Below are 20,696 nucleotides of genomic sequence, written 5' to 3' on the forward strand. Positions count from 1 at the left end.
TCTCGCAGCCATGCCGCAGTTCAAGCACTTCCCCCTGCCCGACGTCGGCGAGGGGCTGGTCGAGGCGGAGATCCTCACCTGGCACGTCCAGCCGGGCGACACGGTCACCGTCAACCAGATCATCGTGGAGATCGAGACGGCCAAGGCCGCGGTCGAGCTGCCGTGCCCGTTCGCGGGCGTGGTCTCGGAGCTGCTGGTCGAGGCGGGCAAGACCGTCGACGTCGGCACGCCGATCATCGTGATCGACACCGATCCGAACGGGGAGGCGGCGCCGGTCAACGGCTCGGTCGAGCCGGAGCGGGTGCCCAACCTCGTCGGCTACGGCGTCAAGGCGGTCACCGCCAAGCGCCGGGCCCGGGTCGGTGCCCCGGCGGCCGTGCCCGCGTCGGCCGCCGTGTCCGCGGCGGTCGCGCCGGTCACGGTCGTTCCGACGCCTCCGGTCGTTCCGACGCCGCCCGTCATCGCGCCCGAGCCGGAGACCGCCGGCGGTTACGTGCCGCTGGCCAAGCCGCCGGTTCGCAAGCTGGCCAAGGACCTGGGCATCGATCTGGCCGCGCTGGCCGGCAGCGGCCCGGGTGGCGTGATCACCCGTGAGGACGTGGAGCAGGCCGTCGCGCCGGCGGCTGCTCCGGTTGCCGTTGCCGCCAGCCGGGGCGAGCGCCGCGTGCCGGTCAAGGGCGTGCGCAAGGCGACCGCGCAGGCCATGGTCGACAGCGCCTTCAAGGCCCCGCACGTCACGGAGTTCCTGACCATCGACGTGACGCCGATGATGGAGCTGCGGGCCAAGCTCAAGGACAGCCCGGAGTTCCGTGGCGTCAAGCTCACCCCGCTCGTGTTCGCCGCCAAGGCGATGTGCCTCGCGGCGCGCCGCACGCCGGACGTGAACGCGACGTGGGACGAGGCCGCCAACGAGATCGTCTACAAGGACTACGTGCACCTCGGGGTCGCGGCCGCCACGCCGCGGGGCCTGGTCGTGCCCAAGGTCCGTGACGCCGATCAGCTGTCGTTGCGGGGCCTGGCCGAGGCGTTGGAGCAGCTCACCGTGACCGCCCGGGACGGCAAGACCACGCCCGCGGACATGATGAACGGCACCATCACCATCACCAATGTCGGCGTGTTCGGCGTCGACACCGGCACGCCGATCATCAACCCCGGCGAGTCGGCGATCCTGGCCTTCGGCGCCATCCGCGACATGCCGTGGGTGGTGAACGGCCAGGTCGTGCCGCGCAAGGTGTGCCAGCTGGCGCTGAGCTTCGACCACCGCGTGGTTGACGGACAGCAGGGCTCGCAGTACCTGGCCGATGTCGGCGCGCTGCTGGCCGACCCGTCCGTGGCGATCACCTACTGAGGACACCGGCAGGGGCGGAATACGGCCGCCCCTGCCGGCCCCCTTCTGTTAAGCCGTTTCCAGGCTGAACCGCTGCCCGGCGTCGTCGATGGCCAGGATGCGCACCCGCACCCGCTCACCGTCGCTCACGGTCTTGACCTGCGGCAGCAGGCCGTCGAAGCCGTCCACCCGCACGAAAGCGCCGAACGGCAACACCCTGCTCACCGTGCCGTCGACCACGTCGCCGACCGTGTGGCCGGCCAGGAACTCGTTCCAGTTCTCGGACATTCGCCACTCACCTCCTCTCCACCGCGCGTGTCCTGTGTGGACTCAGCTGCGTGTGGAGGCGGGCCGCGGGCCCGCGAGGCGGTCACACCGCGGCCGGGAACCCGATCCGCTGATGGCTCAAGGCCGACCCGGCAGTCACGACGACGAGCCTAGCCGTAAATGCGTTGACCCTCCAGTAGGTGGAGACTTCACCGTTGTGGGCGTGAACGGGGACGACGACCTCTACGGAATCGGGGAACTGGCCAGGCTGACCGGCCTGTCCGTGCGGACCATCCGCTTCTACTCCGACTCCGGTCTGCTGCCCCCGACCGAACGCACCCACGCCGGCTACCGGATGTACGACATCCATGCGCTGACACGGCTGAAGTTCGTTCGCACGCTGCGTGAGCTCGGTGTCGACCTGCCGACGGTGAACCGGGTGCTCTCCCGCGAGGTGAGCATTCCGGAGTTGGCCGCGGAGCACGCCGAAGCTCTCGACGTCCAGATCAGGACGTTGCGGCTGCGACGGTCCGTGTTGCGCGCGGTGGCCAAGCGCGGGTCGAGCCCGAAGGAGCTGGAGATGGTGCACGAACTCGCCCGCATGACTGAGGAGGAGCGGCAGGCGATCCTCGACGACTTCTGGGCCGAGGTCGACGCCGGCCTGCCCGCGACGGAGAACGCGGCCTGGATGCGCAAGGTCCGCGCCGAGCTGCCCGACGACCCGACGCCCGAGCAGGTCGAGGCGTGGATCGAGCTGGTCGAGCTGGTCCGCGATCCCAGCTTCCGCGCCAAGATCCGCACCATGGCCGTCGAGAACGCCCGGATGGTCTCCGAGGGCACCGCGAACCCCTTGTCCAACGCCTGGAACACCGCCATGGAGCAGGCCCTGACCAAGGTCGCCGACGCCATGGCCGCCGGCGAGCAGCCGGAGTCCGACGCCGGCCGTCGCATCGTGCTGGAGATGAACGCCGCCGTCGCCCGTGAGCTCGGCCGCGAGGGCGACGCCGACTTCGACGAGTGGCTCATCAAGCTCAACGACACCTTCGGCGACGACCGGGCCGAGCGGTACTGGAACCTGCTCGGCACGATCAACGGCTGGCCCGCGTACCCCAGTCCCAAGCCGGCCCGGGACTGGCTCACCGCCGCCACCCGGGCGGCCCGGGGATAGCCGGAACGACTTGCCGCCGACCCTGCGAGCGCGGGTCGGCGGCACGTCGCACCTACGCTGACCAGCCAATTCCCGGTTGTTCGCGACCCCCGACTTATCCACAGGCACCTCAGTTTCAAGATCACCCTCAACCCCGCCGCGGTACGATGTCCCAGGGCACGCCACCCCGGGAGCGGTGGGGGATGGAGTGCGACGGCCGCTCAAACGGCGATCGGATTTGTCAGGGGTGGCTGGCAGAGTCGGCGCCATGGCGACGTGGCGGCAGTTCGAACGGGAAGCCCCGAACTTGGCGGCCGAGGTGCGTCGGGTGTTGACGGCACAGGTGAGTCACGTGCTCGCCACCGTGCGCCGAGACGGTTCGCCGCGAGTCAGCGGCACGGAGGTCGCGTTCGACGGCGCGGAGTTGACCATCGGCTCGATGCTCGGCGCGATGAAGGCGCGGGATCTGCTGCGGGACGGCAGGTTCGCGCTGCATTCCTGTCCCGGTCCCGATGGGGACGCCAAACTGTCCGGCATCGCGGTTGCGGATCCGAGCGTCGAGGAACATCACTCGTTTCGTTTCGACCTGCGCCAAGCCGTGTTCACGGGGATCGGCGACGACCGCGAGCACCTACTGATCCAGGTGTGGCGGCCGGGGCGGGGAACCGAGCGAATCCGGCGCTACTGAGTGCCCCGAGTTCGTGCAGAATCGGTGACATGAGCGAACCGACGCCGTCCGTCCCGGTGGTCCGACTGCCGACCCGACGGGTGGTGGCGGGTGTGGTGCTGCTGCTGGCCGGCCTGCTGGCGATCGGCGGGACCTTTGCCAGCCTGTTCGACCTGAACGTGACGGTGTCGCTCGGGCTGTCCTCGTTCGACCACACCTTCGCGGTGACGTCGTGGATCACCAACTACCCCACCTACGGCCTGCCGTTCGGCGAGACGAGCCGCACCAACTACTTCGGCGTGCCGATCATCGTGGCTGGGGTGCTGGCGATCGTGGCGGCCAACCAGCTGCTGCGAGGCCGCGACCTGGCGCGCCGCCTGACCAGGGTCCGGATGTTCGCGGTGGCGGCGACGGCCATGATCGCCGGCTACATCTGGCTCGCTGTCACCAACCTGGTCGACTCGATCGACACGAACTCCGGCGCCACCACCTTCAACTACTCCGCGGGCGCGGGCCTGTGGCTGCTCGTCGCCGCGGCGCTGGTGGGCGCGCTCGGCTCCGTGCTGCTGCTCGGCCTGACGCCGGACGCCGGTCCGGTTCCGGTCGCGACGCCGCCGGTGGACGAGGCGATCGCCTACCAGGTCGACGTCGACACACCGCCGATGGGCTTCGAGGTCCCGGTCAACCTGCCGCCGACCGACACCTACCAGCCGCCGGCCAAGCCCGACCACGACTAGAACACCGGCAGTGCTAGAAGACCGAAAGGCCGCTGGCCGTGGTGAAAGCGTCCAACGCGGCGACGGCCGCCACCGAGTTGCCGGCGGAGTCCAGGGCCGGGCTCCAGGCACAGACCGCGCCCCGGCCGGGGATGATCGCCAGCACCCCGCCGCCGACGCCGCTCTTGCCCGGCAGCCCCACCCGGTAGGCGAACTCGCCGGCCGCGTCGTAGGTGCCACACGTCAACATGACGGCGTTGATCTGCTTGGCCTCGCTGCGGGACAACAGGCGTTCGCCGTCGGCCCGAACTCCATGCCGGGCCAGGAAACGGCCGGCCAGCGCGAGATCACGGCAGCTGGCCTCGATCGCGCAGTGCTCGTAGTACTGCGCCAGCACGGTTTCCACGTCGTTGTCGAGGTTGCCGTGACTGGCGATGAAGTGGGCCAGCGCCGCATTGCGGTGCCCGTGCTCGGCTTCCGACGCGGCGATCGAGACATTCGTTGCCAGCGCAGGGTTTTCGGACTCGGCCCGGAGGAACTGCCGCACTCGCTCGGCCGCGTCGCCGGTCAGGTCGAGCAGCCGGTCCGTCACCACGATCGCGCCGGCGTTGATGAACGGGTTGCGCGGGATACCGTGCTCGGTTTCCAGCTGCACCAACGAGTTGAACGGATTGCCGGACGGTTCGCGGCCCACCCGCCGCCACAGCGCGTCGCCGCCCTCGGCCAGCACCAGCGCGAGCGTGAACAGCTTCGAGATGCTCTGGATCGAGAACGGCGCCTGCGCGTCGCCGGCCTGGAACACCTCGCCGTCGACCGTTGCCAACGCCATGCCGACCGCGTTCGGATCGGCGCACGCCAACGCCGGAATGTAGTCCGCGACTCGCCCATGCCCGAGACGCGTGCGGGCCGCCTCGACGGCGTCGTCGATCAGCTGCTGGTAGTTCACGTCACCATTGTGCTGGTCGGGGCGGATCGCCCCGACCAGCGTCAACGCTATCGGGCGATGTCGACCAGGACCGGTTCGAGCACCGGCGCCGGCTCGGGCCGGCGGCGGCTGACCAGCCACCAGCCCAGGCCGAGCACGCCGATGATGCCGGGGATCGCGTAGAAGGCGATCTGCTCGGCCCCGCCGGCGAAGCCCATCATCACGACGATCAGGCCGAGGAAGGCCAGCGCGATCCAGTTCGTCACCGGTGCGCCCGGCATTCGGTAGCTCGGCCGGACCAGTTCGCCGCGCAGCGCCTTCTTGCGCATCTGCATCTGCGCTATCAGCACCATCGCCCACACCGTCACCACGCCCAGCGACGAGATCGCCGCCACGATGTCGAACGCCTCCGACGGCACGAAGTAGTTCAGCACCACGCCACCGACGTAGACGACCGAGGTGAACAGGACACCGCCGTAGGGCACGTGGTTGCGGCTCATCTTGCCGGCGAAGGCCGGGGCCTCCTTGCGGTCGGCCAGGGAACGCAGCACGCGGCCGGTGGAGTACAGCCCGGAGTTGCAGGAGGACAGGGCCGCGGTCAGCACGATCGCGTTCATCACGTCGGCCACCCACGGCACGCCCAGGTTGGTGAACACCGTGACGAACGGGCTCACACCGTTGGCGTACACCGAACTCGGCAGCAGCATGGCCAGCAGCAGCACCGAACCCACGTAGAAGACGCCGATCCGCCAGAGCACGCCGTTGATCGCCTTGGGCATGACCTTGGCCGGATCCTTGGCTTCGCCCGCGGCGATGCCGACCAGCTCGACGCCGGCGTAGGCGAAGACCACGGCCTGCATGACGATCAGCGTGATGCCGAAGCCGTGCGGGAAGAAGCTGCCGCCGTCGGCCACCAGGTTGGCCGGGCCGGCCGGGTGGCCGCCGACACTGGTCGCGCTGATGACCAGGCCGATGCCGACCAGCAGGAACGCGATGATCGCGGTGACCTTGATGACCGAGAACCAGAACTCCAGCTCGCCGAACAGCTTCACCGACGCCAGGTTCACGGCCAGCAGCGCGCCGAGCGCGATCAGGGCGGTGATCCACTGCGGCAGGTTCGGCAGCCACCGGTGCACGTAGACGCCGACCGCGGTGATCTCCGCGATGCCGGCCATGGCCCAGTTCAGCCAGTACATCCAGCCGGCGGCGAAGCCGGCCCACGGCCCGATGAACTCGCGGGCATACGTGATGAAGCTGCCCGAGGACGGCCGGTAGAGCACCAGCTCACCCAGGGCCCGCATGACAAAAAAGGCGGCGGCGCCGCACAGGGCGTAGGACAGGATCAGGCCGGGGCCGGCGGCGTGCAGGCGGCCACCGGCGCCGAGAAAGAGGCCGACGCCGATGGCGCCACCCATTGCGATCATCTGAACCTGGCGGTTGCCGAGGGTCTTCGCGTAGCCCTCGCCGCCGTGGGAAGAATCCACGGAACGGTTTCCCTTCGGTACTGCGAAAGGCGTCGGAACCGCCCCCGGCTCCGGCGCTGGAGAACTCGACCTGGGTGGGCCGACTTACCCACCCGATGATTGGTGGGACTGTAGTGACGATCTCCGACGCCGTTCCATCACGTTTGATATAGCCTTGACGTGTCGCACATCACACCGCTTCTCACCCTAGGAAAACCTTAATTCTCGGTTGTCTCGCGAGTAGCGAAAACGGGCAGCTTTCGCTGCCCGTCACGTCGCCCCGAGAAGATGAAATCGATTCAGTTCGTATTCGACACCCAGTCCGGGCGGCCGGCATCGGCGGCGTGGTGTCCCCGTACACCCAGGCCCTGACGTAGCCGGTGAGGTCGCGGCCGGACACCCGGTTGGCCACGTCGATGTAGTCCTGCGTGGTGGCCGAGCGCCCGGTGAAGCTGGTGAAGAAGGTCCGCTCGATGTCGCGGAAGGTCTCCTCGCCTACCGGCTGGCGCAGGCCGTAGGGCATCAGGGCACCCGGATTGTCGGTGTCGAACAGCACGCCGATCGGTATCTTCAGGTGCCCCGGCGGTCCCGAATCGGTCCGCCTCTTGGCGTCGATCCCATACAGCTCCTTCATTTTCGTGTCGAGGTTTTCGAAGCCGTGGTCGGCCGCGTACACCCTCTCGTAGTAGCGGGCGTGGCCCTCGCTGATCCACCTGATCCGGGGTTCGCCTTGCCGCATCCGCGACCGCGCTCGGCTGCGCCGCCGACACAAAACTGCGCAGCGGCAGCCAGTACTGGAACGGCCACACCACGCCCGGCGGCACAGTGGTCCCCGGCGGCGGCGGGTTCAGGCTGCGGTCGGCCACGTAGTCCACCTTGACCGCGAACGTCGCTCCCTTGTGGACGTTGGAGTCGACGATCGGCTTCTCTTGCTCCGTAAGGAACTTCGCCGCCCGGCCGTCGACCGTCACCGACGAGTCCATCGTCGTCACGCCCGGCCGGTAGTCGTAGCTCACGTCATAGGACTTTCCTTATGAGGCCAACCTCACCGCCGCCATGTCTTTCCCGTCTCACACGGCGAGGGGGCGCCCGGGTGGGCGCCCCCTCGCCGTCCGAGCTCGTCAGGGGATGTGGATCCCCGAGATGGCGCGGGAGATCACCAGGCGCTGGATCTCGCTCGTGCCCTCGAAAATGGTGAAGATCTTGGCGTCGCGGTGCATGCGCTCCACCGGGTGCTCACGGGTGTAGCCGGCGCCGCCGAGGATCTGGATCGCGCGCTCGGTGGACCAGACGGCGACCTCGCTGGCCTTGAGCTTGGACATGGAGCCCTCGCCCGCCTCGAACGGCACGTTGTTGCGGCCCATCCAGGCGGCCCGCCACACCAGCATGCGGGCGGCGTCGATCTCCATGCGCATGTTGGCCAGGTCGAAGGCGATGGACTGGTTCTCGATGATCTTGCGGCCGAAGGCCTCGCGGTCCTTGGCGTACTCCAGCGAGTACTCGTAGGCGGCGCGGGCCACGCCGACGGCCATCGCGCCGACGGTCGGGCGGGTGGTCTCGAACGTCGCCATCGCGGCCTGGCCGCCGGCCTTCTTGCCCTCGCGGGCCCGCGCCAGCCGGGCCTCGACCCGCTCCTTGCCGCCCAGGATGCAGCGGCCGGGCACCCGCACCTCGTCGAAGAAGACGTCGGCGGTGTGCGACGCGCGCAGGCCGTGCTTCTTGATCTTGCGGGTGCTGGCCACGCCCGGGGTTCCCGGCGGCACGATGAACCCGGCCTGGCCGCGCGCGCCCAGCGCGGGGTCGACCACGGCGGTCACCACGTGCACATTGGCGATCCCGCCGTTGGTGGCCCACGCCTTCTGGCCGTTGATCACCCACTCGTCGGTGGCCTCGTCGTAGCGGGCCCGCGTGCGGTAGCCGCTGACGTCCGAGCCGGCCTGTGGCTCCGAGGCGCAGAAGGCCGCCACCTTCGGGTCGTTCTCGTCGCCGAAGCACTCCGGAACCCACTCGGCCAGCTGCTCGGGCTCGCCGGAGGCGAAGATGCCGGCCACCGCCAGGCCGGTGCCCATGATCGCCAGCGCGATGCCGGCGTCACCCCAGAACAGCTCCTCGGTGGCGATGGGCAGGGACAGTCCGATCGGGTCGGCGAACCAGGTGGCCAGCGACTCGAATCCGTACAGGCCGATCTTGGCGGCCTCCTGGATGACCGGCCACGGGGTCTCTTCGCGCTCGTCCCACTCGGGGGCGGCCGGGCGGATCACGTCCTTGGCGAAGCCGTGCACCCAGTCACGCAGGTCGCGCTGGTCCTCGTTGAGTTCGAGGGAGAAGCCGGCCATCGGGAGTTTCCTCTCACGCCTTGGGGATGTCGAACAGGCTCATGAAGCCGGCCGCGAAACCGAGGTCGCCCTTGACCTTCAGCTTCCCGGTCATGAACAGCACGGGGGCCGACGCGTTGCCGGTGGCCAGCTTGAGGAACTCCAGTGGCGGCAGCGTCACCGTGGCCCGCGGCTCGTCCTGGCCATCCTTGGTGATCTTGCAGGCGCCGTCGTCGATGTGCACCTGGTACCGGTCGAAGTCGTCGCCGTTGGTCAGGCGGAAGTGCACCACCGCCCGCGTCGAGCCGGCCCGCTCCGTGCGGAAGTGCACCTCCATGCGGTGGAACACCTCGTCCAGGATCGGCCCGCGCAGCGCCGGCACGGCCATCACGGCCTCGATCTGCTCCTTGGACGCCCTGGAGATGATGCGCGCGAAGTCCTGCGGCGGCATCGTGCTCAGGTCGAGCTGGACGCCGTCCTGTGCCGCCTCGGTGAAGGAGGACAGCAGCGTGACGAACTCGTCCTTGCTGAGTTTCTTCGGGTCGATCGCTGCCAACTGCTCGATGTCGGCCATAACCCCACCTCCACGTACCTACTGGCCAGTAAGCCTACTGTGTAGTAGGTACCTCGGCAAGCTAGCCTGCATCGGATGCGGACGAATGACGCGGCCGGCCGAGTGAGGGCCAAGCGGCTGCCACGCGAAGTGCGTGAGCGGCAGATCCTCGACGCCGCCGTCGAGGTCTTCTCCCAGCGCGGCTACCACGCCGCGTCGATGGACGAGATCTCCGAGGTCGCCGACATCTCCAAGCCCATGGTCTACGCCTACCTGGGTTCCAAGGAGGACCTCTTCGCCGCCTGCATCCGGCGCGAGGCCACCCGCCTCATGGAGGCCATCGCAGCCGGCGTCAGCGAGGCCGGCGACCGTCCCGACGTGCAGCTCTGGCACGGCCTGCGGGCATTCTTCGGCTTCGTCGGCGAGTACCGCGACAGCTGGCGCGTCCTGCACCGCCAGGCCAGCGCCCAGGGTGGCCCCTTCGCCCAGGAGCTGCTCGACATGCGCCGCCGCGCCATCAGCCTCGTCGCCGCCCTCCTGCTCAACACCTCCGACAGCGACGCCGCCACCCTCCACGCCGACGCCATGGCCGCCGCCCTCGTCGGCGCCGGCGAGTCTCTCGCCGACTGGTGGCTCGACCACCCCGAGGAATCCGCCGGCGCCGTCGCCGCCCGCCTCATGAACCTCGTCTGGATGGGCTTCGGCAACCTCGTCGACGGCCAGATGTGGCAACCGCCTAAGTAGTCACCATCCGGCCAGGATGCGCTTGGCCGCGTGGCGGGCGCCTTGGGCAACGTACTTGTCCTCCGCCGCTTGCTCCAGCGCTTCGCGATACGCGCCCGCCGGGAACCCTGCCTCCAGCCACGCAATGGCCCTCGCCGTCCAGTACGGGCTGGTCTCGAAGGCCGCCTCCAGCATCCGCTCGACTCCCGCCAGGCCGCCCAGCTCTTCCTTCACGTCCGCCATCGGCCGTTCCAGCAGCGGCATCAGCGCCACGGCCCCGGCCCGTGAATCCGTCGTCAGCACGTAAACGCCCGGCTCCCCGACCGCCCACCGCCCGTCGTCGGTCGGCCCGGCCCATGTCCTCCCCAGCTCGACAGCGATCGTCGGCCGCCATCGCACAACCTCATCGGCATCCCGAACCGAATCTGCTCGCCAGCTGGGTTGTTGGTAGTTCACGAGGTCGGGACGAATGCCCCGACGGTGCCCGACAGGTGGGGGCGGCCGGTGCGGGTGTCGTGGACGGCGAACTCCCAGCCGTCGCCGACGGACGTGGCGCTGAAGCCGACCTTGGCCGGCAACAAGACGGGCAGCTTGAAGCGGACATCCACGGTGTAGGCCGAAGGCAGGCGTTCCTCCAGGGCGGCCAGGCTGCGGGCCTTGGTCCACATGCCGTGGGCGATGGCGCGGCGGAAGCCGAAGAGGCGGGCGGCCAAGGGGTTGAGGTGGATGGGGTTGCGGTCGCCGGAGACGGAGGCGTACTGGCGGCCGACGGAGGAGGGCACGGACCAGACGGCGGAGGGCTCGGGCACCGCCGACGAACCAGAGCCGGCGGAGCCGGAGCCGGAACGGCGGAGGTAGGTGCTGACGTCGGTCCACACGACGGCGGAGTCGACGGACAGCTCGCTGACGATGTCGAACTGCTGGCCCCGTTCGTGCGGCCGGAGGTCGACGGCCCGGACGTGGAGGTCGAAGCGCTCGTCGAGGGAAAGGGGGCGGGCCAAGGAGATGCGGTTGCCCACGTGCACGAGACCGGGCAGGGGGAAGGGAAAGCCGCGCGAGGTCATGAGCCGCATCTGCAAGGGGAAGGCCAACACGTGCGGATAGGTGGCGGGCAGCTGGGAGCGTAAGCCGAAGCCGCAAACACGGTTGTACGCGGACAAATGCTCCAGCGACACGGCCATGTCCGAGACGGAAAGGACGTCGGAGGGCAGGCAGGAGCCGCCCCGACGGAAGCTGGTGAGCGCGGCGCGCAGGTACATCAGGCCCCCAGCAGGCTCTGCCCGCACACCCGGACGATGTTGCCGTTGACGCCGGACGAGGCGGGATTGGCGTACCAGGCAATGGTTTCCGCGACGTCGACGGGCAGGCCGCCCTGGGACATGCTGTTCATCAGCCGCCCGGCCTGCCGGATGAACAGCGGCACGGCGGCGGTCATCTTGGTCTCGATGAAACCGGGGGCGACGGCGTTGATGGTGCTGTCCCGGCTGGCCAGTTCGGGGGCGAGGGATCGGACCATGCCGATGACGCCGGCCTTGCTGGTGGCGTAGTTGGTCTGCCCGACATTGCCGGCGATGCCGGCGATGGAGGACACGCCGACGATGCGGCCGTTGCGGCGCAGCGCGCCGGCCTTCAACAACCCGTCGTTGACGCGGAGCTGGCTGGCGAGGTTGACGGAAAGCACGGCATCCCACTGGGATTCGGTCATCCGGGCCAGGGTCTTGTCCCGCGTGATGCCGGCGTTGTGCACGACGATGTCCACGCCCTCGTGCCGCAGCTGGAAGTACTCGACCAACCGGGCGGGGGCGTCGGGCGAGGTGATGTCCATCTGCACGGCGGAGCCGCCGACCCGGTTGGCGACCTCGGACAGCTCGCTGCCCTGGGCGGCGATGTCGAGGCACACGACATGCGCGCCGTCACGGGCGAGCACCTCGGCGATGGCGGCGCCGATGCCCCGTGAGGCGCCGGTGACGAGGGCGACCCGGTCGGCGAGCGGGTGCTCCCAGTCCAGGGGCTCGACGACCTCGGCGGCGCCGACCCGGATGACCTGCCCGGACACGTAGGCGGACTTGGCGCTGAGCAGGAAACGCAGCGTGGACTCGACGTTGGGCTCGGCGCCCTCGGACACGTAGACGAGCTGGGCGGTGCTGCCGGCGCGGAGCTCCTTGGCGGCGGAGCGGACAAAACCCTCCAACGCCCGTTGCGCGACAACGGCCGGCACGCTGGTGAGCTCCTCGGGCGGGGTGCCGAGCACCACGACCCGTCCGCACGGCGCGAGCTGCCGGATCACCGGATTGAAGAAGGAGTGCAGCGCCCGCAGCTGTTCGGGGCTGTCGATGCCGGTGGCGTCGAACACCAGTCCCCCGTACGGCGCGTCCCCGCCGGTGGCGTGCGCCTTGAGCACGGCGTCGAGCCGGCCGGAGCCGCCGGTCAGCACCGGACCCGCCAGCGCGGGCTGCCCCGGTCGGTGCCGCCGCAGGTGGGCGGGCCGAGGCAGGCCTAGTCGACCGGTGACGAACCGCCCGAAGCCGGACTGGGCGAACCGGAGGTACGGATCTGACATACGAGACGCCTCCCTACTCGCTGGTAAGTCTACTCGTAAGTAGGTTATTGTCGAGGCATGACCCCGACCGTTCAGCGCGTGGCCGTGCTCGGCGGCAACCGCATCCCGTTCGCCAGGTCCAACGGCCCGTACGCCATGGCGTCCAACCAGGACATGCTGACCGCCGCGCTGGACGGCCTGGTCAGCCGGTTCGGGCTGCAGGGCGAACGGGTCGGTGAAGTGGTCGCGGGCGCGGTGCTCAAACACAGCCGCGATTTCAACCTAGCCAGGGAAGCCGTTCTCGGCAGCCGACTGTCGGCGCAAACACCCGCTTACGACCTCCAGCAGGCCTGTGGCACGGGCCTGCAGGCGATCATCGCCGCGGCCAACAAGATCGCGCTGGGCCAGATCGACTCGGCCATCGCCGGCGGCGTCGACACCACCAGCGACGCCCCGATCGGCGTGAACGAGGGCCTGCGCCAGGTGTTGCTGGAGTTCAACCGGGCCAAGTCGTTCGGCGCACGGCTGCGCGCGGCGACCAAGCTGCGCCCGACGCACGTGGTGCCGAACATCCCGCGCAACGCCGAACCCCGCACCGGCATGTCCATGGGCGAGCACGCGGCGATCACCGCCAAGGAATGGGGCATCGCCCGCGAGGACCAGGACGAACTCGCGGCCGCCAGCCACCGCAACCTCGCCGCGGCCTATGAGCGTGGCTTCTTCGACGACCTGGTCACGCCCTACCTCGGCCTCACCCGGGACCAGAACCTCCGCGCCGACACCAGCGTGGAGAAGCTGGCCAGGCTCAAGCCGGCCTTCGGCGACACGATGACCGCCGGCAACTCGACGCCGCTCACCGACGGCGCGTCGGTCGTCCTGCTGGCCAGCGAGGAATGGGCCAAGCAGCACCGGATTCCGGTGCTGGCCTACCTGACCTGGACCGAGACCGGCGCGGTCGACTACGTGCACGGCGACGACGGCCTGCTCACGGCCCCGGTCTACGCGGTGCCGAAGATGCTGGAGCGCGCCGGCCTCACGCTGGCCGACTTCGACTTCTACGAGATCCACGAGGCGTTCGCGTCCCAGGTGCTGGCCACGTTGGCGGCCTGGCGCCGCAACGGCGTCGGCGACATCGACCGGGCCAAGCTCAACGTCAACGGCTCCTCGCTCGCCGCGGGCCACCCGTTCGCCGCGACCGGCGGGCGAATCGTGGCCACGCTGGCGAAACTGTTGAACGAGCGGGGTTCCGGTCGCGGTCTGGTCTCGATCTGTGCCGCCGGCGGCCAAGGCGTCACCGCGATCCTGGAGAAGCCCTAGCTTCTTGCCCCGTGACCGAGGGCGACGAGGATGAGAGAGATGCCGGCGGCGAGGTCGACCTGGGGCGCGTGCTCGCGCTCTCGGACGGCGTGTTCGCCATCGCGCTGACGCTGTTGGTGCTGGACATCAGGATTCCCGACGAGGTTCACGGCGCGGACTTCCTGCGAGCGCTGTCCGGCCTGGAACCGGCCATCGCCGGCTACCTGATCAGCTATCTGGTGATCGGGGTGCTGTGGCTGGCCCACCATCGGCTGTTCCGCGAGCTGCGGGTGCGGCACGCGCGGATCATGTCGCTGAACATGGTGCTGCTGGCCTTGGTGGCGCTGCTGCCGTTCCCGTCCTCGCTACTGGCCAAGCACGGCGACGAGGCGGTGTCCTACGCCGTCTACGCCGCCAACGTGGTCGCGGTGTTCGCGGTCCAGACGCTGATCATCGCGGTGTCCCAGCGCAACGGCGACCTCACCCCGAAGCCCGGTCGCTTCCCGCGTTTCGGCTGGTACCTCCAGCCGATCACGGCCAGCTTCGTCTTCGTGGTGTGGGCCGTCGTCGCGGTCTCCGGCCATCCCGGGCAGGCCAACTACGCCTGGTGGCTGCTGGTGCCGCTGGTGCTCGTCTCGCGCCGTCTCAATCAATCTAAGCAAGTATTGCCTCAGCACTAGACAACGGTAGAGAAGCCCAGACGGAAGCGCAGCCGGCACACGACGGCCGCGGTGTTGCGCCCGACGCACCGGGCCACCACCGCCCCACGCCGGTTGCGCAGCATGCGTTCCCACAGCGCGGCCGGCTCGATCTCGCCGATCAGCACCACCACGTGCTCGCCGGTCAGCGACTTCACGTAGCGGGCGATCGGCGGCCCGAGCAGGCGGTGCTCCGAGTCCAGCAGCACGAGCGGCACCTCGGGCCGCCACTCCTGCCAGTCGGCCTGGAACCGCCGGGCCTTCTCCTGCTCGTCGTCGAACGACACGTGCACGGCCACCACCCGGTCGCCCATGGACAAGGCGGTCGACAGGCACTCCGCGGTCAGCTTGGTGATCGCGACGACCGGCACCACCACGACCGAGGCGGTCCGCCGCGGCCGCGCCGGCAGCGTGCCGACGCCGATGTCCCGGCCGATCCGGCCGTAGGCCCGGCGAACCCCGCTGAACAGCAGCACGAAGATCGGGATCACCAGCACGATCAGCCAGGCGCCCTCCAGGAACTTGGGACGCGGTGACGTCGATCAGCGCGGCGATCGTCAGCGCCGCGCCGAACCCGTTCAGCACGGCCTTCGGCACCCATCCCCGACCGCGCTCGGCCCGCCAGTGCCGGACCATGCCGATCTGAGCCAACGCGAAGCCGACAAAAACGCCGATGGCGAACAGCGGCACCAGCACGTCGACCCGGCCCTCGGCGCCGACCAGCAGCGCGCCGGACAGCACGGCCAACACCAGCACGCCGTGCCGGTGCACGAGCCGGTCGGCCCGCAGCCCGAACACGTGCGGCAGGTAGTCGTCGCGCGCCAGCTTCGCGGCCAGCACCGGCAGGCCGCCGAACGACGTGTTGGCGGCCAACGCCAGCAGCAGCACCGTGGACAGCTGGATCACCACGTACAGCCAGCCGTCGCCGACCGAGCCCTCGGTGACCAGCGACAGGATCGTGCGGCCCGCCTCGGGACGCACGTCGGCCCGCTGGATCAGCGCGGCCAGCCCGATCAGCAGCACGCCCAGCACCAGGCCCAGCCCGGCCTCCGCGCGCCGGGCCCGACGGCGCCGCGGCGTACGGAACGACGGCGTGGCGTTGGCGATGGCTTCCACACCGGTCAGCGCCGAACAGCCGTTGCCGAACGCGGCCAGCACCAGCAACACACCCACCCCGCCGACCGTCGTCGACTGCGACGCCGGCGCGGTGACCTCCGGCCGGAACAGCCCGACCACGATCACCACCAGCACCGAGACGACGAACACGGCCGCCGGCAACGCGAACGCCTTGGCGCCGACCACGATGCCGCGCAGGTTCACGCCCGTGACGACCAGCAGCACCAGCACGCACAGCTCGGTCGTCCACGGCAGCAGGGTCGGAAACGCTGACGTCAGCGCGGCCACGCCGGCCGCGACCGACACGGCGACGTTGAGCACGTAGTCGACGACCAGCGACGCGCCCGCGACCAGACCGGCGCGACGGCCCAGGTACCTGGTGGCCACCGTGTAGGCGCCGCCGCCGTCCGGAAAAGCCTGGATGACCTGGCGGTAGCAGGCGATCAGCACGCCCAGCAGCACCACGATCGCCACCGTCACCGGCAGCGTCCAACCGAGACCGGCGGAACCGCCCGCGGCCAGCACCAGCACGATCGCCTCCGGCCCGTAGGCCACCGAGGCGATGGCGTCGAGCCCGAGACCGGCCATCCCGGTCACGGCGGTCAGCCGGTGCCTCTGATCGTCGCCGGCTAATCGAGGCGGCCGGGTCGCAGTTGTCGTCACGACCGCACTGTGCGACTGCTTTCGCTTGCCGTACAGCGGTTTTGACGCGTTCCTAACGTGTGAGCTTGGCCCGCTGCCCGGCGGCCAGTTGGGGCAGCAACTCCCGGATCACCTCCTCGTCCCCGGTCATCGACACGCACACCAGGTAGCGGGCCACCGCCAGCCAGCAGATCCCCACCTTGCCGCCGACCTCCCGGTCCAGCAGGAAGCCGCGGTGCGGATCCATGCCGTCGATCCGGAAGTTGGACGGCGCGAGCGCGCTCAGGATGGCGATCGTGCCCTCGGCGTTGCCCAGCTCCACCAGCATCACGTGCGCGTTCGCGGTCGGCGACGTGAAGCTGCGGAAGTGGCCGCCGAGCAGGCCGTGGCTGCGGAAGGTCAGCGCCTGGCTGTGGTGGCTGCCCCACTCCGCGGCCGGCATGGACACCAGCTGGTAGTTGCTGTCCACCGCGGACTCCCGGCTCAGCCGGAAGCCCTCGGGCACCTCGCTGATCACCAGGTCGGCCCGCTCCCGGTCGCGCTCCCTCGGCTCGTCGGCCAGCAACGCGGCGAAGGCCAGCGGGTCCGCGCCGCCGGTCTCGATGGCGGTCATCATCGAGCGCAGCGCGGCCAGCTCCCCGCGCAACGCCGCCCGGCCGGCCTCGGTGATCGAGATCCAGGTCCGCGGCTTGCGGTCCTCGATCACCTTGTCGGTGGCCACCAGGCGCGCGTCCTCCAGCACCCGAAGATGCCGGCTCAGGCCGCTGTCCGGCTGACCGAGCAGGTCGCGCAGCACCGTGAAGGCCACCCGGGGCTCGCTGCTGAGCACGGTCAGAATGCCCAGGCGCACCCGCTGGTGGACCACGTCGTCGAGCCGCTGCGCCGGGTGGGCGTCCATCCTGTCCCCTCGACTTGTCGCTTCGTTCGCACTTATCAAAGCGCAAGTACTGTGCAGTCCGCAACCGCTAGTGGCGTCTTCCGGTGTATTGAGCCAGCACTAGACACGCCGATACGGTCCGATGATGGATCCGGTGCGCAACCCGTTCGCCCCCGGGGCCGGGCAACGTCCGCCCGAGCTGGCCGGCCGGGACCGCGAGCTCGCGGCCTTCGACGTGGTGCTCGAACGGGTCGCCCGCGGCCGTCCCGAACGCAGCCTCGTGCTCACCGGCCTGCGCGGCGTCGGCAAGACGGTGCTGCTGGGCGAGCTGCGCTCGATGGCCGTCAAGCGCGGCTGGGGCGCCGGCAAGATCGAGGCCCGGCCGGACGCCGAGCTGCGCCGGCCGCTGTCCGCCGCGCTGCACCGCGCGATCCGCGACCTCGCCGTGCGCCACCGCGACCCCGAACGGGTGGAGGCGGTGCTCGGTGTGCTCAAGGCGTTCGCGCTGCGTGCCAACCCGCACGGCGCGAAGCTGCGGGAACGCTGGCAGCCGGGCATCGACGTGCCGGCCGCGCAGGGGCGCGCCGACTCCGGGGACATCGAGATCGACCTGGTCGAGCTGTTCACCGACGTCGCCGAGCTGGCCAAGGACGTGGGCACCGGGGTGGCGCTGCTCATCGACGAGATGCAGGACGTGCAGCCGGACGACATCTCCGCGCTGTGCGCCGCCTGCCACGAGCTGTCCCAGTCCGGCGCGCCCCTGGTGGTGGTCGGCGCCGGCCTGCCGCACCTGCCCGCGCTGCTGTCGGCCAGCAAGTCCTACTCCGAGCGGCTGTTCCGGTACGTGCTGATCGGGCAGCTCGACCGGGAGGACGCCGACCGCGCGGTGCTCGCGCCGGTGGCCCGTGAGGGCGCGGAGATCAGCGCGCACGCCCTGGACGCGCTGTTCGACGCGTCGAGCGGCTATCCCTACTTCGTGCAGGCGTACGCGAAGGCGGCCTGGGACGCGGCGCCGGCGGATCCGATCACCCCGGAGGACGTGGCGATGGCCGCACCCGAGGCCGAGACCGAGCTGGCGGTCGGGTTCTTCGGGTCACGGTACGAGCGCGCCACCCCGGCCGAGCGCGAGTACCTGCGCGCGATGGCCGACCTGACCGAGGGCCGCGACGAGCCGGTGGGCACCACGGATGTGGCCGTCTACCTGGGGAAGAAGCCCTCCTCGCTGTCGCCGGCGCGGGACAACCTGATCAAGAAGGGGCTCGTCTACTCGGCCGAGCGCGGGCGGATCGCGTTCACCGTGCCCCACTTCGGGCGGTTCCTGCTCGGTCGGGAGGAGTAGCTCGTTCGGCGTACCGGGGCAGATCGCCGGATGAACTCGGGGTGACGGTGGGGTAGCTGCCGATGATTCGTCGGCGTGTGCCGCACCTCACCGGACAAAGTTGTGGTTTACGAGGTCGCGCGGGTGCATACTGGTACTACCGCACCAGAAGACAGACCTTGAGAGGGATGCAAACCCCATGAACATCGCCGCGAAGATCCGCGCCCGCCGTGCCGAGACTCGTACTCGCAAGGCCGTGAGCAAGGCGATCGACGCTGCTGCCACGCCCGCCATGCGCCACGAGCTGATGCTGCTCGCCCAGGCGCACATGCAGGGCCTGCGCTGACCCGACTCCTCCAGACCGGCCACCGCAGCCGCGCCCGCTTCGACCCGGGCGTGCCCTCCCAGCTGCGAGCCAGCGCCGGTCGGCGCGGGATGCAGGGCCGCGCCGACCGGCATCACTTCCCGATGCGACTCCTCCGCACCGGGCGATGAACGGTTCACCCTAACGTGACCCAGGTCACACCGCCGGTTCGCTGTAACGCGCTCCGTGACGGAAGCGATGAGCCGAATGACCCCGCAGTGCTGTCGGACCCCCGACCTGGCAGCACTGCGGGGTTTCCCATACTCGGCGAGTGACTGCCGAGACTCGTTCGTTCCGCCGACTGGCCGCCCGCGCCGCCACCGAGGCGTTCGCCCCCGCGGTGGTGGTCGTGGCGATCTGCTTCCTGGTCGGCCTGCACGCCGGCGCCACCATCGGCGCCGGTCTGCTCTGGGGCCTGCTGACCGCGATGTTCGCCAGCGTCCTGCCGTTCGGCGCGATCCTCATCGGCGTTCGCCGTGGCCGGCTGACCGATCACCACGTAGGCGTGCGCGAGCAACGCCGCATCCCGCTGCTCATCGGCCTCGGCTCCGTGCTTGTCGGCCTGGCCGTGCTGGCGCTCGTCGGCGCCCCGCGGGAAATGCTGGCCCTCGTCGCCTCCATGTTCGCCTCCCTCTTGGTCACGATGGCCATCACGCACTGGTGGAAGGTCTCCGCGCACGCGGCCGTGGCCAGCGGCGCCGCCAGCATCGCGGTGTTGTCGCTCGGACTCGGGTGGCTGGCTTCCTTCGTCGCGGTGGCCATCGTCTGTTGGTCACGGGTGGAGCTGCGCGACCACACGGTGAAGCAGGTTCTTGTCGGAACGCTTCTGGGCGTTGTTGTCGGTGGATCGGTGTTCGCCGCACTCCGATGAGCCGCTGTGACCCCCGTCATAGCCGCGCCGTTCCGGGGTTGTTTTAGGGGGGTGCAGGGGGCGCCCACACCGTCCTGACCTGCGCGGATGGATCTTGGGCCGGAGCGCCAGGGGCCCGATTTGGAGACGCCTTGGATCGGCTGCTAATGTTCTCCACGTACCGCAGGGCAGGACGGAAACGGACGCCAGCGGGTCACCGACAAAGCCACTGAGAAAGTCTGGTAGAGTCAGTGACGCCGGGACGAACCCCAGCAAATCGGCAAGAACAAGCCGATTTGACAGGGAGAATCCGGACCGGATAAGCTTCAAACACAAGCAAACGGAAACACCGCAGTGACATTAACTGCAGCCCCTGAGCGCGGCCTGAATGAGCCAAGTGACGGTGTGCGTGTGTTCTTTGAGAACTCAACAGCGTACTGTAATAGCCAGTACTTGAATGAATAAACCCCTTAGTGGGTTCCTTTGAGATGGTTAAAACTGGATTGATGCCAGTTTGTACTAGTCTCGATCAAACAAAACCTTATTGGAGAGTTTGATCCTGGGCTCAGGACGAACGCTGGCGGCGTGCTTGCATCGCGGTGTTGTCGCTCGGACTCGGGTGGCTGGCTTCCTTCGTCGCGGTGGCCATCGTCTGTTGGTCACGGGTGGAGCTGCGCGACCACACGGTGAAGCAGGTTCTTGTCGGAACGCTTCTGGGCGTTGTTGTCGGTGGATCGGTGTTCGCCGCACTCCGATGAGCCGCTGTGACCCCCGTCATAGCCGCGCCGTTCCGGGGTTGTTTTAGGGGGGTGCAGGGGGCGCCCACACCGTCCTGACCTGCGCGGATGGATCTTGGGCCGGAGCGCCAGGGGCCCGATTTGGAGACGCCTTGG

General features: G+C 69.5%; 22 protein-coding genes and 1 pseudogene. 11 read left to right on the forward strand and 12 right to left on the reverse strand.

From position 1 onward, the window contains the following. Positions 1 to 10 precede the first annotated feature (10 nt). Positions 11 to 1,348, forward strand: a complete 1,338-nt coding sequence (locus tag KUTG_RS27100) for a dihydrolipoamide acetyltransferase family protein (protein WP_043720688.1) — start codon at positions 11 to 13, stop codon at positions 1,346 to 1,348. A 48-nt stretch (positions 1,349 to 1,396) separates the two neighbouring features. Here the strand turns inward: KUTG_RS27100 and KUTG_RS27105 are convergent, their stop codons facing one another. After that, entirely contained in the window at positions 1,397 to 1,615 is a 219-nt protein-coding gene (locus tag KUTG_RS27105) for a S1 RNA-binding domain-containing protein (protein WP_043720690.1), read from the reverse strand. 202 nt (positions 1,616 to 1,817) lie between these two features. On the opposite strand from KUTG_RS27105, the gene KUTG_RS27110 reads away from it, so the two are divergent. The 3 genes from KUTG_RS27110 to KUTG_RS27120 all read left to right on the forward strand — a co-directional run bounded on the left by KUTG_RS27110 (position 1,818) and on the right by KUTG_RS27120 (position 4,145). Beyond that, positions 1,818 to 2,762: a helix-turn-helix domain-containing protein gene (locus KUTG_RS27110; RefSeq protein ID WP_043730787.1), complete on the forward strand. Its 945-nt coding sequence runs from the start codon at positions 1,818 to 1,820 to the stop codon at positions 2,760 to 2,762. Between the two features lie 247 nt (positions 2,763 to 3,009). After that, positions 3,010 to 3,429, forward strand: coding sequence for a pyridoxamine 5'-phosphate oxidase family protein (locus tag KUTG_RS27115; protein WP_043720693.1), 420 nt, complete (start codon positions 3,010 to 3,012; stop codon positions 3,427 to 3,429). 29 nt (positions 3,430 to 3,458) lie between these two features. Next, a complete protein-coding gene (locus KUTG_RS27120) occupies positions 3,459 to 4,145 on the forward strand; it encodes a hypothetical protein (protein ID WP_043720695.1) in 687 nt (228 codons plus the stop codon). A gap of 13 nt (positions 4,146 to 4,158) precedes the next feature. Here KUTG_RS27120 and KUTG_RS27125 read toward each other — a convergent pair whose 3' ends face one another. The 3 genes from KUTG_RS27125 to KUTG_RS27135 all read right to left on the reverse strand — a co-directional run bounded on the left by KUTG_RS27125 (position 4,159) and on the right by KUTG_RS27135 (position 7,188). Continuing rightward, positions 4,159 to 5,070, reverse strand: coding sequence for a glutaminase (locus KUTG_RS27125; RefSeq protein WP_043730789.1), 912 nt, complete (start codon positions 5,068 to 5,070; stop codon positions 4,159 to 4,161). A 47-nt stretch (positions 5,071 to 5,117) separates the two neighbouring features. Next, entirely contained in the window at positions 5,118 to 6,533 is a 1,416-nt protein-coding gene (locus tag KUTG_RS27130; protein ID WP_052395471.1) for an amino acid permease, read from the reverse strand. 181 nt (positions 6,534 to 6,714) lie between these two features. Then, positions 6,715 to 7,188: a gluzincin family metallopeptidase gene (locus KUTG_RS27135; protein ID WP_157494792.1), complete on the reverse strand. Its 474-nt coding sequence runs from the start codon at positions 7,186 to 7,188 to the stop codon at positions 6,715 to 6,717. 200 nt (positions 7,189 to 7,388) lie between these two features. Here KUTG_RS27135 and KUTG_RS65340 point away from each other — a divergent pair, with 200 nt between their 5' ends. Further along, entirely contained in the window at positions 7,389 to 7,517 is a 129-nt protein-coding gene (locus KUTG_RS65340) for a hypothetical protein (protein ID WP_255360940.1), read from the forward strand. A gap of 116 nt (positions 7,518 to 7,633) precedes the next feature. On the opposite strand, the gene KUTG_RS27140 is transcribed toward KUTG_RS65340, so the two are convergent. Both KUTG_RS27140 and KUTG_RS27145 read right to left on the reverse strand, forming a co-directional pair. After that, complete coding sequence (locus KUTG_RS27140) at positions 7,634 to 8,848, reverse strand: acyl-CoA dehydrogenase family protein (protein ID WP_043720700.1); 1,215 nt, start codon at positions 8,846 to 8,848, stop codon at positions 7,634 to 7,636. Positions 8,849 to 8,861: 13 nt separating this feature from the next. Then, positions 8,862 to 9,401: an SCP2 sterol-binding domain-containing protein gene (locus tag KUTG_RS27145; protein WP_043720702.1), complete on the reverse strand. Its 540-nt coding sequence runs from the start codon at positions 9,399 to 9,401 to the stop codon at positions 8,862 to 8,864. 75 nt (positions 9,402 to 9,476) lie between these two features. Between KUTG_RS27145 and KUTG_RS27150 the strand changes: the two genes are divergently transcribed. Then, positions 9,477 to 10,124: a TetR/AcrR family transcriptional regulator gene (locus KUTG_RS27150; protein WP_043720704.1), complete on the forward strand. Its 648-nt coding sequence runs from the start codon at positions 9,477 to 9,479 to the stop codon at positions 10,122 to 10,124. On the opposite strand, the gene KUTG_RS27155 is transcribed toward KUTG_RS27150, so the two are convergent. The 3 genes from KUTG_RS27155 to KUTG_RS27165 all read right to left on the reverse strand — a co-directional run bounded on the left by KUTG_RS27155 (position 10,125) and on the right by KUTG_RS27165 (position 12,663). Next, entirely contained in the window at positions 10,125 to 10,406 is a 282-nt protein-coding gene (locus KUTG_RS27155; protein WP_157494793.1) for a hypothetical protein, read from the reverse strand. 149 nt (positions 10,407 to 10,555) lie between these two features. Next, a complete protein-coding gene (locus KUTG_RS27160; RefSeq protein ID WP_052395472.1) occupies positions 10,556 to 11,362 on the reverse strand; it encodes a MaoC family dehydratase in 807 nt (268 codons plus the stop codon). After that, positions 11,362 to 12,663: a 3-oxoacyl-ACP reductase gene (locus KUTG_RS27165; protein WP_043720710.1), complete on the reverse strand. Its 1,302-nt coding sequence runs from the start codon at positions 12,661 to 12,663 to the stop codon at positions 11,362 to 11,364. Before KUTG_RS27165 ends, KUTG_RS27160 begins: the two co-directional genes overlap by 1 nt. A 57-nt stretch (positions 12,664 to 12,720) precedes the next feature. Between KUTG_RS27165 and KUTG_RS27170 the strand changes: the two genes are divergently transcribed. Together KUTG_RS27170 and KUTG_RS53940 are read left to right on the forward strand one after the other, a co-directional pair. After that, positions 12,721 to 13,959, forward strand: coding sequence for an acetyl-CoA C-acetyltransferase (locus KUTG_RS27170; RefSeq protein ID WP_043720712.1), 1,239 nt, complete (start codon positions 12,721 to 12,723; stop codon positions 13,957 to 13,959). 11 nt (positions 13,960 to 13,970) lie between these two features. Further along, a complete protein-coding gene (locus tag KUTG_RS53940; RefSeq protein WP_052395473.1) occupies positions 13,971 to 14,618 on the forward strand; it encodes a TMEM175 family protein in 648 nt (215 codons plus the stop codon). Here KUTG_RS53940 and KUTG_RS63955 read toward each other — a convergent pair. The 3 genes and pseudogenes from KUTG_RS63955 to KUTG_RS59005 all read right to left on the reverse strand — a co-directional run bounded on the left by KUTG_RS63955 (position 14,615) and on the right by KUTG_RS59005 (position 17,292). After that, entirely contained in the window at positions 14,615 to 15,133 is a 519-nt protein-coding gene (locus tag KUTG_RS63955; protein WP_232241572.1) for a hypothetical protein, read from the reverse strand. The genes KUTG_RS53940 and KUTG_RS63955 overlap by 4 nt on opposite strands. 103 nt (positions 15,134 to 15,236) lie before the next feature. Beyond that, positions 15,237 to 16,340 (reverse strand): annotated as a pseudogene (locus KUTG_RS63960) (APC family permease); the annotation flags it as partial. 127 nt (positions 16,341 to 16,467) lie between these two features. Then, the gene (locus tag KUTG_RS59005) at positions 16,468 to 17,292 is read right to left on the reverse strand and encodes a transcriptional regulator (protein ID WP_063753568.1); all 825 of its coding nucleotides are present in this window, start codon (positions 17,290 to 17,292) and stop codon (positions 16,468 to 16,470) included. A gap of 124 nt (positions 17,293 to 17,416) precedes the next feature. On the opposite strand from KUTG_RS59005, the gene KUTG_RS27190 reads away from it, so the two are divergent. The 3 genes from KUTG_RS27190 (at position 17,417) to KUTG_RS27195 (ending at position 19,824) form a co-directional block, all read left to right on the forward strand. Continuing rightward, positions 17,417 to 18,610: an AAA family ATPase gene (locus KUTG_RS27190; protein ID WP_043730796.1), complete on the forward strand. Its 1,194-nt coding sequence runs from the start codon at positions 17,417 to 17,419 to the stop codon at positions 18,608 to 18,610. 178 nt (positions 18,611 to 18,788) lie between these two features. Then, positions 18,789 to 18,935: a hypothetical protein gene (locus KUTG_RS61695; protein ID WP_198047321.1), complete on the forward strand. Its 147-nt coding sequence runs from the start codon at positions 18,789 to 18,791 to the stop codon at positions 18,933 to 18,935. Positions 18,936 to 19,224: 289 nt separating this feature from the next. Next, positions 19,225 to 19,824 (forward strand): phosphatase PAP2 family protein, encoded by a 600-nt coding sequence (locus tag KUTG_RS27195; protein WP_043720714.1) that lies wholly within the window; start codon positions 19,225 to 19,227, stop codon positions 19,822 to 19,824. The last annotated feature ends 872 nt before the right edge of the window (positions 19,825 to 20,696 follow it).

This window comes from Kutzneria sp. 744, assembly GCF_000568255.1.
In the GTDB taxonomy this organism is placed as follows: Bacteria; Actinomycetota; Actinomycetes; order Mycobacteriales; family Pseudonocardiaceae; genus Kutzneria.